Annotated in this window: 13 protein-coding genes; 4 read left to right on the forward strand and 9 right to left on the reverse strand. The window is 71.2% G+C overall.

Annotated features, from left to right (window positions below; translation table 11 throughout):
- Positions 1-81 precede the first annotated feature (81 nt).
- On the forward strand, positions 82-882 hold the full coding sequence (locus P3T39_RS24630; RefSeq protein ID WP_280701104.1) for an alpha/beta hydrolase: 801 nt from the start codon (positions 82-84) through the stop codon (positions 880-882).
- 182 nt (positions 883-1064) lie between these two features.
- On the opposite strand, the gene P3T39_RS24635 is transcribed toward P3T39_RS24630, so the two are convergent.
- From P3T39_RS24635 to mce, 3 genes are all read right to left on the reverse strand, one after another.
- Positions 1065-1994 carry a cellulose-binding protein gene (locus P3T39_RS24635; protein ID WP_280701105.1) on the reverse strand — a complete coding sequence of 310 codons (930 nt, stop codon included), beginning with the start codon at positions 1992-1994 and terminating at the stop codon, positions 1065-1067.
- A 107-nt stretch (positions 1995-2101) separates the two neighbouring features.
- On the reverse strand, positions 2102-6589 hold the full coding sequence (locus P3T39_RS24640) for a hypothetical protein (protein ID WP_280701106.1): 4488 nt from the start codon (positions 6587-6589) through the stop codon (positions 2102-2104).
- A 407-nt stretch (positions 6590-6996) separates the two neighbouring features.
- On the reverse strand, positions 6997-7440 hold the full coding sequence (gene mce / locus P3T39_RS24645) for a methylmalonyl-CoA epimerase (protein WP_280701107.1): 444 nt from the start codon (positions 7438-7440) through the stop codon (positions 6997-6999).
- A 247-nt stretch (positions 7441-7687) separates the two neighbouring features.
- Between mce and P3T39_RS24650 the strand changes: the two genes are divergently transcribed.
- Complete coding sequence (locus P3T39_RS24650; RefSeq protein ID WP_280701108.1) at positions 7688-8875, forward strand: acetyl-CoA C-acetyltransferase; 1188 nt, start codon at positions 7688-7690, stop codon at positions 8873-8875.
- Between the two features lie 109 nt (positions 8876-8984).
- The gene (meaB, locus tag P3T39_RS24655; protein WP_280701109.1) at positions 8985-9941 is read left to right on the forward strand and encodes a methylmalonyl Co-A mutase-associated GTPase MeaB; all 957 of its coding nucleotides are present in this window, start codon (positions 8985-8987) and stop codon (positions 9939-9941) included.
- 260 nt (positions 9942-10201) lie between these two features.
- Here the strand turns inward: meaB and P3T39_RS24660 are convergent, their stop codons facing one another.
- From P3T39_RS24660 to P3T39_RS24680, 5 genes are all read right to left on the reverse strand, one after another.
- On the reverse strand, positions 10202-10714 hold the full coding sequence (locus P3T39_RS24660) for a MarR family transcriptional regulator (protein ID WP_280701152.1): 513 nt from the start codon (positions 10712-10714) through the stop codon (positions 10202-10204).
- Between the two features lie 61 nt (positions 10715-10775).
- Positions 10776-11603, reverse strand: coding sequence for an AIM24 family protein (locus P3T39_RS24665; RefSeq protein ID WP_280701153.1), 828 nt, complete (start codon positions 11601-11603; stop codon positions 10776-10778).
- 134 nt (positions 11604-11737) lie between these two features.
- Positions 11738-12388, reverse strand: coding sequence for an AIM24 family protein (locus P3T39_RS24670; RefSeq protein WP_280701110.1), 651 nt, complete (start codon positions 12386-12388; stop codon positions 11738-11740).
- On the reverse strand, positions 12388-13026 hold the full coding sequence (locus P3T39_RS24675; RefSeq protein WP_280701111.1) for an AIM24 family protein: 639 nt from the start codon (positions 13024-13026) through the stop codon (positions 12388-12390). The genes P3T39_RS24670 and P3T39_RS24675 overlap by 1 nt, the downstream gene beginning before the upstream one ends.
- Before the next feature lie 93 nt (positions 13027-13119).
- Positions 13120-13896: a DUF2127 domain-containing protein gene (locus tag P3T39_RS24680; protein WP_280701112.1), complete on the reverse strand. Its 777-nt coding sequence runs from the start codon at positions 13894-13896 to the stop codon at positions 13120-13122.
- A gap of 235 nt (positions 13897-14131) precedes the next feature.
- On the opposite strand from P3T39_RS24680, the gene P3T39_RS24685 reads away from it, so the two are divergent.
- Positions 14132-14446, forward strand: coding sequence for a DUF3817 domain-containing protein (locus tag P3T39_RS24685; protein ID WP_280701113.1), 315 nt, complete (start codon positions 14132-14134; stop codon positions 14444-14446).
- Positions 14447-14521: 75 nt separating this feature from the next.
- Here P3T39_RS24685 and P3T39_RS24690 read toward each other — a convergent pair whose 3' ends face one another.
- Positions 14522-16171 carry a M4 family metallopeptidase gene (locus P3T39_RS24690; protein WP_280701114.1) on the reverse strand — a complete coding sequence of 550 codons (1650 nt, stop codon included), beginning with the start codon at positions 16169-16171 and terminating at the stop codon, positions 14522-14524.
- Between the last annotated feature and the right edge of the window lie 275 nt (positions 16172-16446).

Raw genomic sequence — 16446 nt, forward strand, 5'->3', positions numbered from 1 at the left:
ACTCTCCGTGCAGGATATGACAAATCGGACATAAGGGTGCGTTGGCTGTGGCCGCTCGGCGCGCCGCTTTACGGTGGCTGCATGACGCTCCCCAGCACTCCGGCAGTCCGTGAGAACGGCACCGGTATCCCGCTCGTCCTCCTGCACGCCTTCCCGCTCTCCGCCCGGATGTGGGAGGCCCAACTGGAGCTGCTCCCCGGCCCGACCGGGGAGCAGGCCCGGGTGCTCGCTCCCGACCAGCGTGGCTTCGGAGCAGTCGAGTTGGGCCAGGACGCCCCCTCGCTGGACCTGGTCGCCGACGACGTCGCCCGCCTGCTGGACGTCGCCGGAATCGACCGGGCGGTGATCGGCGGTCTCTCGATGGGCGGTTACACCGCGATGGCCTTCGCCCGCCGCCACCCCGGACGCCTCGCCGGGCTGCTGCTCGCCGACACCAAGGCCACCGCCGACACCGCCCAGGCCCGCGCCAACCGGGAGCGGATGGCGCAGGCCGTGCTGGCCCGCAACAGCGTGCAGCTGCTCGTGGACGACAGGTTCGAGGAGAGTGTGCTCGGCCCCGCGACCGCACCCGAACTGACCGCGCGGGTACGGGAGATGATCGCCGAGGCGTCCCCGCAGGCCGTCGCGTGGGCGCAGCGCGCGATGGCCGGCCGCCAGGACTCGCTGGACGTCCTTGCCGGGGTGACCGTCCCCGCCGCGGTGATCGTCGGCGAACAGGACGCCCTCACCCCGCTCGCCGAGGCCCGGCTGATGGCCGAGGCCCTCCCGGACGCACAGCTGACGGTCATCCCGAGCGTGGGCCACTTCAGCTCACTGGAGGCCCCCGAGACCTTCAATGCGGCCGTACGGGGCCTGCTCCGCAGGATCGGACGGATTCGCTAGACGCAAGGGGCAACCCGCAGTTCCTCGCGCCCCCAAAAAAGCCCGCACGGCCTCGCGCCCCTCGGCGCGCCCGCGCAGTTCCTCGCGCCCCCAAAGAAATGCGTGCGGCTTCGCGTGCCGCAGGGCTGGGTATGGCAGTGGCCCCCGTCCGGGGTGGAGGACGGGGGCCACTGGGGGTTGGGTCAGCGTGACTGCTGAGCGGGGACGCCCAGGGTGTCGTCGGTCGGCAGGGAGGCGGCTGCGACGGCCGCGCCGGTCAGCGTCGCGAGCATCTCGCGCACGTTGGTCAGCTGAGCGTTGATGGAGTCGCGACGGTTGGTGAGCGCCGCCAGCTCGCGCTCGGATTCGCTGCGGATCCGGTCGGCCTTGGCATTGGCGTCGGCCACGATGTCCTCGGACTGACGCTGGGCCGTCTCCACCGTCTGGCGGGCGCGGCGCTCGGCGTCCGTCCGCAGCTTCTCGGCCTCCAGGCGGAGCTGCTCCGCGCGGTGCTCGATCTCGGCGAGGCGCTTCTCGGCCTTGGCCTGACGGGCCGCCAGGTCGCGCTCGGACTGCTCGCGGCGCTTGGCCAGGTTGGTCTCGAACTCCAGCGCGGCCTGGGCGGCCTTGGTGCGGGTCTCCTCGAAGAGGGCGTCCGCCTCCTCGCGCTTGTTCTGTGCGTCCTTGTTGGCCTCGGCGCGCAGCTGGGCCGAGTCGCCCTTGGCCTTGTCGACGATCCGCAGGCCCTCGTCCTCAGCCTTGGCCTTGCGGTCCTTGGCGTAGTTCTCCGCCTCGGCGCGCACCTGCTGGGCGGCCGCCTCGGCGAGCTCGCGGTGCTGCTCGGCGGCGCGGTGCGCCTCGTCGCGCAGGTCCTTGGCCTCCTCCTCGGCAAGACGGAGGATCTTCTCCACCCGGGCACCGAGACCGGCGTACGAGGGCTCGGCATCGGTCACCGCCGCCTGGGCGGTCTGCGTCTCCAGGTGCAGCTCCTCGATGCGCTTCTCGAGGGCGTTGATCCGGGCCAATGCACTGTCACGGTCGGCCACCAGCTTGGTGATCCGCTCGTCGACCTGGGCGCGCTCGTACCCACGGCGTACCAGGTCGAAGCCGTGAGGGGAGTGACTGTCGCTCATGGGACTTTGGTCTTCCTGTCGTCGGACCGCTGAGGGAGTTGAGGGAATCCTGACACGTTACCGGAGTGTCATCAGCGAAATGCCGATGCTTCGCGGACAATGTCCGCTCAATCGGGTGGTGCGCTTCCGGAGCGATTGCCACCCGATCGAGGGGCGCCCACTCCGGCCCGTGTCTTCGAACCGCCGTCGCGGCCGCCCGACCCGGGCTTCTTACTGTTCGATCCCCCGTTGGCCGTCTCCTGAGCAGCAGGTGACGGTGCCTCAAACGCTTCCAGAGCTGACAGGACGTCCTGAACCCTGGAGATCTCGGTGTTGATGTCCTTACGCCGGCGGACCAGTTCCTCCAACTCCCGGCGACCCTGATCGGTCACGCGCTGAGCCTCGGTCTTGGCCTCGTCGAGCAGCCGCTCCGCCTCCTCCTTGGCCAGACGCAGTTGTTCGTCGGCGCTCTCGTCCGCCCGGCGAAGCCGCTTCTCCGCTTCCGCGGACGCCGCCTCGATCTGCTCCTCCGCCTCGTCCTGCGCGGCCTTGAGCCGGTCCTCGGCCTCGCCGCGCAGCTGCTCGGCCTTGGACGTCGAGTCGGCGAGCTTCTGCTCCGCCTCCTTGAGCAGGCCCTCGGCCTTGCGCACGGCGGCGATCCGGACCTTGCTGGCCTCCGCCGAAGCCTCCGAGGTGAGCTCGGACGCCCGATCCTCCGCCGCCGCGACCAGGGCGGTGGCCCGGTCCTCGGCCTCGGCCACGGTCGCGACCGCCTGGTCCTCGGCCTCGGTCAGCTGCTCCTGCGCCGCCGTCACCAGCGCATCCACCCGCTCGCCGGCCGACTTCATGGCCTGTGCGTTCTCCTTGCGGGCCCGCTCGTGCAGCGCTTCGATCTCGGCGTCCGTACGCTCGCGCAGCTCCTCGGCGCGCTCGCGGATCGCGGTGGAGTCCCGGCGGGCCTCGGAGAGCAGCGCATCGGCGTCCGAACGCGCCTTCTCCACCTCGGCCTGACCCGCGGTCTCGCCCGCCGCGACCAGCCGCTCGGCCTCCTTGCGGGCGGCTGCGACCATGGCGTCCGCCTGTTCCTCGGCGGCGGCGGTGGTGGCGAGGGCAGCCGTCTGGGCGTCCTCGGCCAGCGCCTCGGCATCCGCGAACGCCTTCTCCAGCACCGAGCTGGCCTGATCGCGGGTCGCCTTGTCGTACTGCTCGGCGGCTTCGCGGGTCTCCGCGTCGTACGCGTCGGCCCGGCCCCGGGTCGCCGCCTCGTACTCCTCGGCGAGGGTACGGGTGGCCAGGGCGTACTCCTCGGCCTCGGTACGCAGGGCGGCCGCGAACTCCTCGCTCTCCGCGATGACGGCCGCCGCCCGGTCCTCCGCCTCGGCGACGGTCTGCCGGCCCTGGGCCTCCGCCTCCGCGCGGTGCTGCTCGGCGTAGTCGTGGGCGTTCTGCCGCTCGGCCTCCGCATCGGCGCGCAACTGCTCGTCGTACGCCTGCGCCTCGGCCCGCTGCTGCGCGATCTCCGCAGCGGCGAGCTCCCGGTCGGCGTCCAGCTCCTGTGCCGTCCGCTCCCGCAGCTCGGTGGTCTCCTGCTCGGCCTGGGCGCGGAGTTCGCGGTCGTACGCCTCGGCCTGTTCGCGCTGTTCGGCGGTCTCGCGGTCGGCCAGGGCACGGAGTTCCGCCGTCTCCTGCTCGGCCTGGGCCCGCAGTTCGGCGATCTGCTGGGATGCGGCCTCGTGGAGACCCGCGACGGACTGACGGGTCTCGGCGGCCTCGTCCTCGGCGGCGCCGACCAGTTCGGCGGCGCGGCGCTCGGCGGCGGTGGTCACCTGCTCGGCCTCGGCGGCGGCCGCGGCGGCCACCTCCTCCGCCTCGGTAAGGGCACGGGTCCGCAGCTCCGCCACCTCGGCGGCGGTCCGCTCGCGCAGCCCGGCTGCCTCGGCCGTGGTCCGCTCGTGCAACTCCTCGGCCTCGCGGCGCAGTTCGGCGGCGTGCTCCTGGGCGTCGGCCAGCTCCTGGGCACCCTCCTCGCGCAGGGACTCGGCCGCCTTCCCGGCCTTCTCGCGCAGGGTCTGCGCGGCGCTCTCGGCCTCGGCCAGCTGCTCGGCGGCGTCCGTCCGGGCGGCCTCCAGGGTCTGCTCGGCCTCGGCGCGCAGTTCGGCGGCGGCCTGCTCGGCGGCCTCCCGCAGCGCGGTGGTCTCGGCGGTCGTACGCTCCGTCAGTTCGGCCGCCTGGGCTTCGGCGCCCTCCCGGGCAGCCTCCGCGGCGGCGAGCTGCTCGGCGGTCTCCTCGCGCTCGCGCTGGAGTCCGGCGGCCGCCTCGTCGTAGGCGCGGCGGCTCTCCTCCCGCAGCGCGTTGGCGGCGGCCTCGGCCTCGCCACGCTCCCGCAGGGCCCAACTCTCGGCCTCCGTGCGGTGACCCTGGGCCCAGTCCTCGGCCTCGGAGCGCTGGGCCTGGGCCCAGTCGGCGGCGTCGGTCCGGACGAGCTCGGCCGCGTTCGCGGCCTCGGAGCGCCGGTCCTGGGCCCAGTTCTCGGCTTCGGAGCGCTGGGCCTGCGCCCAGTCGGCCGCCTCGGCCCGCAGGGACTCGGCCGCGCTCGCGGCCTCCGCCCGTACGGCCTCTGCCGCGCTCGCGGCCTCGGCGCGCACCCGCTGGTCGTACTCGGCGGCCTCGCGGCGCAGTTCGGCGGTCTCCCGCTCGGCGGCGGCGCGGTTCTCGGCGGCGGCGGCCTTCGCCGCGGCAAGGGCCTCCTGGCGCTGCTGTTCGGCGGTGGCGGCGAGCTTCTCGGCCTCGGAGCGGGCACGGGCGAGGGTCTGCTCGGCGCGGCCCTGCATCTCCACGGCCTGGGCCTTGGCCTGGTCGCGGATCTTCTCGACCTCGCTGGCGGCTGTGCCGCGCAGCTCGTCCGCGTCGGACTTGGCCTTGGTGAGGAGTTCCTCGGCCTGCTTGGCGGACTCCTCGATCTGGACGACGGCCTGACGGCGGGCTTCGCTGCGGACGCGTTCGGCCTCGGCGGCGGCGTGGGCGCGGAGCTCCTCGGCCTCGGCGCGCAGCCGGGCGGCCTCGTCGTGCATCCGCTCCATCTGCTCGCGGATGCCGGCGGCGTCGTCCAGGGCGGCGTTCTGGGCCTGCTCGACGGCGGCCTGGGCCTGCTCGCGGAGCAGGTCGACCTCGGTGGCCGCCTCGGTGCGGATCCGCTCGGCCTCGGCGGCTGCGGCGGCGACGGTGGTCTCGGCGTCCTGGGAGGCGCGGGAGAGCACCTCCTCGGCCTGCTTGGCGGCCTTGGACAGCTGGATGGTGGCGTCCTTGGCGGCCTCGGCGCGGCCCTGTTCCTGCGCCTCGGTGCGCAGTGCCTCGGCGGCGGCCTGGGCCTCGGCCCGCAGCGCGGCGAGTTCGCGTTCGGCCTCGGCGCGCAGCTCGGCGATGGCGGCCTCGGCCTCGGAGCGGAGCTGGGTGGCGACGGACCCGGCGGCGCCGCGCAGGCGCTCACTCTCCTCGGCGGCGGCCGCCTTGGCGGCGTCGGCCTCGGCCTTGGCATTGGCGGCGTCGGCCTTGATCAGCTCGGCTTCGCGGGTGGCGGCGGCCACCATGCGGGCGATCTCGGCCCTGGCGGTCTGGGAGCGCTGCTCGTTGGCGGCCTCGCCGTCGGCGACCTTCTGCTCGACGGCGGCGACGGCCTCCGCGTGCAGGCGTGTCGCGGCGGCCTCGGCCTGGGCGTGCAGTTCGGCGGCTTCCTGGCGGGCCCGTTCGGCCTCGGCCAGGGCCTCGGCGCGCAGCCGCTCTATCTCGGCCTGGGCCTGGGTCAGGGCGGCCTCGGCACGCTCCTGGTCGGCGACGGCCTGCCGCTTGAGCTGCTCGATCTCGGCGCGGGCGACGGCCAGCTGCTGGCCGGCCTCGCTGGCGGCGCTGTCGCGGAGCTCCTCGGCCTGGGCGCTGGCCTGCTGCGCCTGCTCGGAGGCGGCGCGCAGCAGTCGTTCGGCGTCGGTCTGGGCGCGCAGCAGGGCGGCCTCGGCGGCGGCCTGGGCCTCGCCGCGGGCGGCGTCCACGTCGGCCGCGGTCTGGGCGCGGGCCTGGTCGGCGAGGGCGGCGGCCTCGGCGCGGGCGGCGGCGACCATGCGCTCGGACTCGGCCCGGGCGTCCTGCAGGAGGCGCTTGGCCTCCTGCTCGGTGCCGGCCCGGGTCTGTTCGGCCCAGCTGACGTTCTCGTTGACGTGCCGTTCGGCGCTGCGGCGGAGATCGGCGAGTTCCTCGTCGAGCTGGCGGCGGCGGGCGGCGAGCTCGGCCTCAAGACGGGCCGTGCGGTCGGCGGCCTCGGCCATCAGGCGCTGGGTGGCCGCCTGCGACTCGCGCAGCTGCCGCTCGGCGTCGGCGCGCAGCGCCTGCGCCTGCATCTCCGCGGTGCGCAGTATCTGCTCGGCCTGCCCGGAAACGGCGTCGAAGGCGCGTGGCTGGGCGAGCTGCCGTCGGCATTCGTGCAGCTTGGCCCGGAGCACCTCCACCTGGTAGGCGAGGTCCTCGGCATGCTCGATGGACTTGTCCCGCTCCTTGCGAGTCCGCTCCATCTCGGCCTCGAACTGGGAGAGGTGATCGTCACCCTCGTAGCGGTCGTTGCCCCGCACTCCGCGGTCCCATCCATCCCCTGGTCGCGTCCTCGACCCGGCCTGCCCGGACCCCGTACTGCTGGGGGCCGGACCGACTGGTCCTTGCAGCCGCGGCGGGTGCCGCGGTCGGAGCACTCGGCAGGTGGGTACGCGGATTTCCGCGCTCCGCCGTCCGGGTGGACTCCTGAGCGAACTCTTGCCTAGTGGAGAATGGTGACAGATCCGAACTGCGACTGTTCAGCCCGTGCCCGTGTAAGGGATTCCCCTACAACAGGACCAGCCGTCGGATACTCGGCTTTTCCCGCCCTTGGCCGTGCCCACCGGACCGGTCCTCCCCGGAGCCTTAGTGCACCTGGGCATTGTAGTGTGCGCGGCTCCGGGGGGAACGGGGGCGTGGGTCCTTTCCAAGGTTACTGACGAGTCGTTCAGTGCTCCGCGTGCTCCGACGCGCTTGCCGAGGTGACCAGTTCGGTCAGTACACCGCCGCAGTCCTTGGGGTGCAGAAAGGTGATCCGCGAGTCCATCGAGCCCCGGCGCGGCTCCTGGTAGAGCACCCGGACGCCCTTGGACCTGATGTCCGCGGCGTCACCGTCGACGTCCGCGGTGCCGAAGGCGATGTGGTGCACGCCCTCGCCGTTCTTGGCCAGCCACTTGGCGACGGTGGAGTCCTCGCGGGTGGGCTCCAGCAGCTGGAGGTAGGAGGCGCCGCCGTCGCCGGTGTCGTTGATCTTCAGCATCGCCTCGCGCACCCCCTGCTCCTCGTTGACCTCGCTGTGGAACACCTCGAAGCCGTAGGTGTTGCGGTAGAACTCGACGGTCTTGTCCAGATCGAAGCAGGCGATGCCGATGTGGTCGATGCGGGTCAGCACGGCGGGGCCTCCGAGGGCAGTCGCGGTAAGGGTGCCAACAGTGCAGCGCATCGCGCCGAAGCCGCGCCAGAGCACACCGTGCGAGCCTGCTCACAATATTCACCCAGGCCGCACTGACACGGTGTTGACTGGAGAGTGCCAGTGCTCCTGATCACACCTTCGCTGCGGTGACGCACGGGTTACGGGTCAGTACATTGAGCGGCGTCCCCACACCCTCCTGGCCTTGACGCGCGAAGGGGCTCGTCCTATGACTACTTCAGTGATCGTCGCTGGTGCCCGTACCCCGATGGGCCGGCTGCTCGGCTCGCTCAAGGGCTTCTCCGGCGCTGATCTGGGCGGATTCGCCATCAAGGCCGCCGTGGAGCGGGCGGGCATCGCCGCCGAGCAGGTCCAGTACGTGATCATGGGTCAGGTGCTGCAGGCCGGCGCCGGCCAGATCCCGGCCCGGCAGGCCGCTGTCAAGGCCGGCATTCCGATGAACGTGCCGGCCCTCACCATCAACAAGGTGTGCCTCTCCGGACTGGACGCGATCGCCCTCGCCGACCAGCTGATCCGCGCGGGCGAGTTCGACATCGTGGTGGCCGGCGGCCAGGAGTCCATGACCAACGCCCCGCACCTGCTGCCCAAGTCCCGCGAGGGCTACAAGTACGGCTCGATCGAGCTGCTCGACGCGATGGCCTACGACGGCCTCACCGACGCGTACGAGAACATCCCGATGGGCGAGTCCACCGAGAAGCACAACACCCGCCTCGGCATCGGCCGCGAGGTGCAGGACAAGATCGCCGCGCTCTCCCACCAGCGGGCCGCCGCCGCGCAGAAGAACGGCCTCTTCGAGGCGGAGATCGTCCCCGTCGAGATCCCGCAGCGCAAGGGCGAGCCGGTCCTCTTCAGCCAGGACGAGGGCATTCGCGCCGAGACCACGGCGGAGGGCCTGGCCAAGCTTCGCCCGGCCTTCAGCAAGGACGGGACGATCACCGCCGGCACCTCCTCCCAGATCTCCGACGGCGCCGCCGCCGTGGTCGTGATGAGCAAGGCCAAGGCCGAGGAGCTGGGCCTGACCTGGCTGGCCGAGATCGGCGCGCACGGCAACGTGGCCGGCCCGGACAACTCGCTCCAGTCGCAGCCGTCCAACGCGATCAAGCACGCGGTCGCCAAGGAGGGCATCACGGTCGAGGACCTCGACCTGATCGAGATCAACGAGGCGTTCGCGGCCGTCGCCCACCAGTCGATGAAGGACCTGGGCGTCACCGAGGAGAAGGTCAACGTCAACGGCGGTGCGATCGCGCTCGGCCACCCGATCGGCATGTCCGGTGCCCGGGTCGTCCTGCACCTGGCGCTCGAACTGCAGCGCCGTGGCGGCGGCGTGGGTGCGGCGGCGCTGTGCGGCGGTGGCGGCCAGGGCGATGCCCTGATCGTGAGGGTTCCGCAGAGCTGATCGTCTGACATAGCGTCGGGGCTGTCGGCGGCCGGTAGCGGCCGGCAGCCCCATCCGCCTGTGGCGGACTCGTGGTCGTGGTCGAGGTCGTGATCGAGGAGCAACTCTGATGGTCGATGTGCCGACGCTGGTCGAGCAGGCCCGCCAGGGCAGGCCGCGGGCGGTCGCCCGGCTGATCACGCTGGTGGAGAACGCCGCTCCCCAGTTGCGCGAGGCGATGGCCGCGCTCGCCCCGTACACCGGGCAGGCGTACACCGTCGGCCTGACCGGCTCGCCCGGGGTCGGCAAGTCCACCTCCACCTCCGCGCTGGTCTCGGCCTACCGGCGGCTCGGGAAGCGGGTCGGGGTACTGGCCGTCGACCCCTCCTCGCCGTTCTCCGGCGGGGCACTGCTCGGCGACCGGGTCCGGATGCAGGAGCACGCCACCGACCCGGACGTGTTCATCCGCTCGATGGCCACCCGGGGCCACCTCGGCGGGCTCTCCTGGGCCGCTCCGCAGGCGCTGCGGGTGCTGGACGGGGCCGGCTGCGAGGTCATCCTGGTGGAGACCGTCGGGGTCGGCCAGTCCGAGGTGGAGATCGCCGCACAGGCGGACACCTCGGTCGTCCTGCTGGCCCCCGGCATGGGCGACGGCATCCAGGCGGCCAAGGCCGGAATCCTGGAGATCGGCGACGTCTTCGTGGTCAACAAGGCCGACCGGGACGGTGCGGACGCCACCGCCCGCGAGCTCAACCACATGCTCGGCCTCGGTGAGGCCCGCGAGCCGGGCGACTGGCGGCCGCCCATCGTCAAGACCGTCGCGGCCCGCGGCGAGGGCCTGGACGAGCTGGTCGAGGCCCTGGAGAAGCACCGCGCCTGGCTGGCCGAGACCGGTGAACTCGCCGTCCGCCGCCGCCGCAGGGCCGCGGACGAGATCGAGGCGATCGCCCTGGCAGGCCTCCGCGCCCGCATCGGCTCCCTCCACGGCGACCGCCACCTGGACGCCCTCGCCGAACGCGTCGCCGCAGGCACCCTGGACCCGTACGGCGCGGCCGACGAACTGGTCTCCGGCCTGACCACCACATAGGCCCCACCCCGGCGGGGCGCAGGGAAGCCTTTCAGGGGCGCGGATGAACCAACAGGGGCGCGAGGAACTGCGCGAAATCGGAAGGTGACTGCGTTCAGCCGGGCCCGCTGGGCCAGTTGCACCTCGTGACCTTCCGGTGGGGCGGTGCAGGTTAACCACCGGAGGTCGGTGCGGCACGGGTCTTCCGGTTCGCGCACGCAGTTGATCAAGCAGAGCCCCGCGCCCCTGAAAACCTCACCCTTGCCCTGAAGGGCTTTTGGTCAGGCCCGGCCGCGCAGTGCGCGCAGGTGCTCGGCGACGGGGGCGAGTGCTGCGTACATCGCGTCGATCTGCTCGGGGGTGAAGCGGTCGATGAAGTGGTGGCGCACGCTGCGGACGTGGTCGGGGGCGACCTTCTGCATGGTCTCCCAGCCCTGTTCGGTCAGGTGCGCGTAGAGGCCGCGCCGGTCGCCGGGACAGTCCTGGCGCAGGACCAGACCGGCGTTCTCCATCCGGGTGATCTGGTGCGAGAGCCGGCTCTTGGACTGGAGCGTGGCGGTGGCGAGGTCGGTCATCCGCATCCGGCGGTCGGGTGACTCGGAGAGGACGACCAGGATTTCGTAGTCGTTGCTCGCCAGGTTGTGCGGCTGGAGTTCACGGCCCAACTGGTAGTCGAGGAGTCGGCTGACCTCCAGGTGGGCACGCCAGAACTGCTGCTCCCTGGCGGAGAGCCAGGGGGTCTCCTCCTCCCCGCGCGGGTGGGAGGAGGAGACCGCCGTTTCGGTGCTGTGCATGTCCATGGGAACAGCATAACCGAGGTTGTTAAATGTTGTACAATATGATGAGTGCGGTAAATCAGAGCCCGAATCGTCGGCCCAGGTCACCGAGGTTGCCCAGACCGGGGATGTTGGGCAGCTGCTGCCCGCCGTGCCCCGGCTGCTGCGGTACGCCGCCGCCCGGCACGCCCTCCTCGGCGTCCACCTGGCCCACCGAGCGCTCCGCCATCAGCTTCTCGCTGGACTGCAGCAGCACCTGCCCGGCCCCGATGAACTCGAACTGGTGCTCCTCGCCGGAGGCCCCGCCGAGTCCGGTCAGGTGCCGGATCCCGCCGATCACACCGTGCAGGTAGCTGTGGTCGTAGTGGTGGCAGGGCGCCGGGCAGTCCGCCCACCCCACCAGTGCCTGCGGGTCCACCCGGATCGGCGGCTCCACGAAGTGCACCGGACCGTTGGAGGCGGCCACGAACTTGCCGGTGCCGATCAGGGTGAGAAAGCCCGGGATGATCGACTGCTTGAGTGCCAGCGTGGGCTCGAAGGCCAGCAGATTGCCCGAGCGGACCGTCAGGTTGCCGTTCTCCAGGTCGTAGGAGTTCAGATCGAAGGCCCGGTCGGCCAGCAGCAGCCTGCCCCGGCCCTCGGCCACCACCCAGTCGGCGGCGTGCAGCGGGGAGTTGAAGTTCTGCTCCAGCAGCCGGTCGATCGCACCCCGGCCGATGCCCGAGAACCGGATGTCGCCGTAGTAGGCGATCATCTTGCCCTTCTGCAGGTAGTACGGGCCGTTGAGGTCCACCGAGAAGGCGTACGGATTGACGTTGTCGTTGACGGGCAGGCTGTGCGCGTCGTACACCACCGGGCCGTTGCCGCCGGGCTGCGGCGTCGGAGCGGTCGGCGGCGCGGGCGGCATCGGCGGCATCGGAATGCCGGGCTGGGTGGGCTGGTAGGACTGCTGGTACTGCTGCGCCGAGTACGGCTGCTGAGGGTGGGGAGGCTGCTGTCCGTACGGCGACTGACCATAAGGCTGCTGGGGAGGGTAGGACATCAGAGCTTCTCCTCGCTCGCCTGCACGTACACCGTGCCCTGGCCGGACAGCTCCAGCTGGAACGCCTCACCGGAGCCGCGCCCGATCATGTCGCGCCAACCCAGCGCGGTGGACAGCTTGTTGCGTACGTCACCCCGATGTGCGACGTACGCCTGCGGGTCCACATGCACCGGCTGGCCCTGGGCGATCGGCAGTTCGATGACGCCGCCGTGGGCCATCACCGCGACCGAGCCGTGACCGGTCAGCTTGGTGGTGAACAGGCCCTGGCCGGTGACCTGGCCGCGCACGATGCCCATCACACCGCCCTGCGCACCCATGAACATGGTGGACTGCTGGAGCGAGCCCTCGAAGGCGAGCAGCCGGTCGGCCTCCACATAGAGGGTGTCGCCGGCCAGGTCGATCAGGTGGACGTGGTGGCCGCCGTGGCCGAACAGCACGCTGCCCCGGCCCTCGACGGTCATCAGCGGGGTGTCCTCGTTGGCCACCCGGCGTCCGATCATCGACATCACTCCGCCCTGGCCGCCCATCAGGTTGGGCTTGAAGGTGACGTCCCCGGTGTAGGCGATCATCGCGCCGCGCTGGCTGAAGAGCTGCTGGCCGGGGAAGACGGCGGCCTCGACCATCTTGCCGTTGATCCTGGTGAAGGGCATCAGACGTCCCCTCCGAAGGTCGCCTTCTCGGAAGGCTGGACGTAGACCAGGCCCTCGCCGGTGAACTCGACCTGCATCGCCTCGCCGCCGCCCTCGCCGATCAGTGTGGTCCAGCCCGCGCCCGACTTCAGGTGCCGGCTGAGGTTCCCGGTGTGCGCGACGTACGCGCCCGGGTCCACCCGCAGCGGGGTGCCCTGGGTGACCCGCAGGATGATCGCCGGGCCGTTGGAGGTGAGGGCCGCCCAGCCGGTGCCCTCGACCTTGGTGGTGAACAGGCCGTTGCCCGAGGCCATCCCGTTGAGACCGGTGAAGCTGGTCCCGGTGTGCAGGGTGGCCTCGGTGCAGAGCAGGTTGTCCGCCTCGACGTACAGCGCCTCGCCGTTCAGGCGCACCAGATTGACCTCGGTGGCCTGGTCGGCGAAGTAGCAGGTGCCCTGCCCCTTCGCCTCCATGACCGTCATCTGCTCGCCCGTCAGGCGGCGGGCGACCATGCCGCGCAGGCCGTCACCGCCGCCGGTGAGCTTCTTGAAGTTCATCTGGCCGGTGTACGCGACCATCGAGCCGTTGCGGGCCTTCACCGAGTCGCCCGCCATGTCTACGGCGAGCACCCTGGAGCCCTGGAGTCGAAACTGTGCCACCGGCCGAATGTAGCGGTCGTGGCGGCCCCGGGGCATCCACCGGCCGTGAACTGGTACGCAGCTGGGACAATGCGGGCGCGGTGCGGCGCCGGTTCAGACCGCGGCGGGCACGGCCCCGGCCGAGTGCTCCACCTCCAGCAGCGAGGCCGAGTGCCGCTCCGCCTCGAAGGCCACCACTCCGCCGCGCAGCCCGAACAGCCGCTTGGAGAGCAGGATCCACACCACCGCAGCGATGTTCAGCAGCAGCGTGCAGACCTTGAACACGGTGACGTGGTGCGACAGTTCGTACCCCTCCAGCGGCAGGAACGCCGCGGTGGCCACCACGGTGAGGTACTCGGCCCAGCGGCGGCCCAGCCAGAGCCCGAACGCCTCGACGATCTCGATCAGCGCGTACGCCAGCAGCGCCCCCGCGACGGTCAGCAGGGTGCTGCGCCTGTAGTCGAAGGTCTTGCGGATGGTGTCCACGATGGGGGAGTGCTCAAGGTCCCAGTGGAAGTGGTCGGTGACCGGCTTGAAGACGGTCAGGTTCTGGTTGAACAGGTCCTTGACCGCATCCTGGCTGTTGGAGAACTTCCACACCGCCCAGGCGACGAGGATGATCAGCACACCGCGCAGCAGCCGTTCGATCGCCAGGAAGCGGAGGATGAACAGGTCGCGCAGCGCCTTGCCGCGCGGCACCAGTGGGGCGTCCTCGGCCGGGCCGGAGGCGTGCGGGGCGCCGAGTGCGAAGTCCCCGCAGCGCAGGCAGCGCCACGCCTCGCCGAGTGCGGTCTGTGCGTGCAGGCGCGTCCGCAGTTCGTTCTCGTCGGGTGCGTAGGTGGTGTGGCCGCGCCGTGAGCAGGTGCGGCGGTTCCAGTCGATGCTGAACAACGGTACTTCCCCCGTGATCCTCGTGATCATGGCCGACCTGACCGTCAGGTCGTGCCGCAGCAGGATAGGACCTCACAGCGGAGGCGAACCCCTCCGGGGCGCGGGCTACCCCTTTCCCCGGAGGCTTCCGCACCCCTGCCCCGGGGCGGTATGTCAGGTCGGTGATAATGGGCTGGTGGCTTGTGCGTCGGTTCACAAGCCTGCTCGCCGACCCCCGATTCATGAGGTAGTCACCGTGAAGAGCAGCGCCGTCCACCGCCTGCGCCTTGTCTCCGGCCCCGAGGGCCTCTCCTTCATCCTGCTGCTGATCTGCTCGGTGCTGAAGCGGACCACCAGCTTCGACGCCGTGCCCGTGATGGGCATGGTCCATGGCGTGCTCTTCATCCTCTACGTGGTCTTCCTGGTGCTCGCCTGGCAGCAGCAGCGCTGGGATGCCAAGCGCGGCACAGTGCTCCTCGTCCTGTCGGTGCTCCCGACGGGTGGCTTCTTCGCCGAGCGGATGCTGGCCAAGGAGGAGCGCGGCGAGACGGCCGTGCCTGCCACCGCCTGACGGTCGACGCGACCAGCGGCCGGGTGCCTCTCCGTGGAGAGGCACCCGGCCGCTGCGTTCACCGGAGGCGTCGGGTCAGTTGACGTTCACGGCGGACCAGGCCGCGGCTACCTGCTTGTACTCGGTGGAGCCGGTGCCGCCGTACAGGTCGGCGGCCGCCTTCAGGGTGCCGGTGCGGGCGGCCTTGTAGTCGGTGGTGGAGGTGAAGTAGGTGGTCAGCGCGCGGTACCAGACCTTGAGGGCCTTGTCGCGGCCGATGCCGGTGACGGTGGAGCCGTTGGAGGTCGGGCTGTTGTAGCTGAAGCCGTTGATGGTCTTGGCGCCGCTGCCCTCGGACAGCAGGTAGAAGAAGTGGTTGGCGACGCCCGAGGAGTAGTGGACGTCCAGGCCGCCGACCGAGGACGACCAGGAGTCGGCCGAGGCCCCGTCCTTGGAGGGCTTGTCCATGTAGCGGAGCGGCGTGCCGTCGCCGTTGATGTTGATCAGCTCGCCGATGAGGTAGTTCGGCGGGTTGGCGGGCAGGTTGGCGTACCACTCGACGCCGGTGCCCATGATGTCCGAGGTGGCCTCGTTCAGACCGCCGGACTCACCCGAGTAGTTGAGGCCCGCGGTGGCGGCGGTGACACCGTGGCTCATCTCGTGGCCGGACACGTCGAGGGCGGTCAGCGGGTGGGTGTTGCTGACGCCGTCGCCGTACGTCATGCAGAAGCAGCTGTCATCCCAGAACGCGTTGACGTAGTTCTTGCCGTAGTGGACGCGGCTGTAGGCGCCGACACCGTCGTTGCGGATGCCGCTGCGGCCGAAGGTGTTCTTGTAGAAGTCCCAGGTGGCGGCCGCGCCGTACTGGGCGTCCACGGCGGCGGACTGGGTGTTGGAGGCCAGCCCGTTGCCCCAGGTGTTGGTCGAGTTGGTGTAGAGCGTCCCGGTGCCGGAGGTCCTGCCGGACAGGTTGGTGGTGTACTGGCCGCCGCGAGTGGCGTCCTTCAGCTGGTACGTGCTGCCGCTGGGGTTGGTGGTCAGCGGTACGGTGCCGACGAAGACGCCCTTGCCGGTGCCGCTCGCATTGGCGGTCTGGATCTCCTCGTGGGTGGAGAGCACCTCCCCGGTGGTGGCGTCGGTCACCAGCTGCTGGCGGCTCGGGGTGCCGTCGGCGCGCACGCCCTCGACGGTCGTCCGGTACGCCAGGCGCGGGGTGCCGGAGGTGGCCCACACGACCAGGGTGGCCTGGCCGGTCTTGCCGACCGAGGACAGCGACGCCTCGTCGGAGTCGCCCCGGGCGCCGATGGTGGCCTGCACCGAGCCGGCCGCGTTGGCAGCCGCCTGCTGGGCGGAGAGCTTCGGGGTCAGGCTGGCGACGGCGAGCTTGCCCTCGACGGCGCGGTCCACCGAAGTGATGTTGCCCTTGGCGTCCTGGTGCACGACCAGGTCGCCGCCGATCACCGGGAGCCCGCCGAGGGTGCGCTCGTAGCGCAGGTGCTTGGTGCCGTCGGCGTCCACGACGACGTCCTTGGCGACCAGCTTCTCCTGGCTGCCCAGGCCCAGCGCCTTGACCGCGGTGGGGGCCGCGGAGTCGGCGAGAGTGATCAGCTCGGCGTGCTGCTGGCCGGTGAAGGTCCCGGCGATCGGAGAAGGGCTGGCCTGAGCCGTGCCGGCACTGACCTGGATCGCTCCGGCGAGGATCACCGAGGCGGAGAGAACGGCTCCGACTGTCAGCTTTCGCTTCACTTTCGGTTCCTTCCGGTTCTACCGCTTCTGCGCGGTCGCGCCGCGCTCCGGGGCACAGGGTTAGTGCCTTCTGGGGCGGAAGCGGGCGCTGACGTGCTGCTCCGTGCGGTCTGGTGGCATCGGCCGGAGAGGTGGGGCGGCCGAGTGCCGTACGGGGCTGGCCAGAAGCATGACAATCGCGCTGATGAAATGACAGGTCTACGGCAACGATTGGCAAACTCCCGCCAACGCGCAGCCCTACAACGCTGGTGATGGAGCGTCAGACAAGCGGACCA

The sequence above is a fragment of the Kitasatospora sp. GP82 genome, from assembly GCF_029892105.1.
Classification (GTDB): domain Bacteria; phylum Actinomycetota; class Actinomycetes; order Streptomycetales; family Streptomycetaceae; genus Kitasatospora.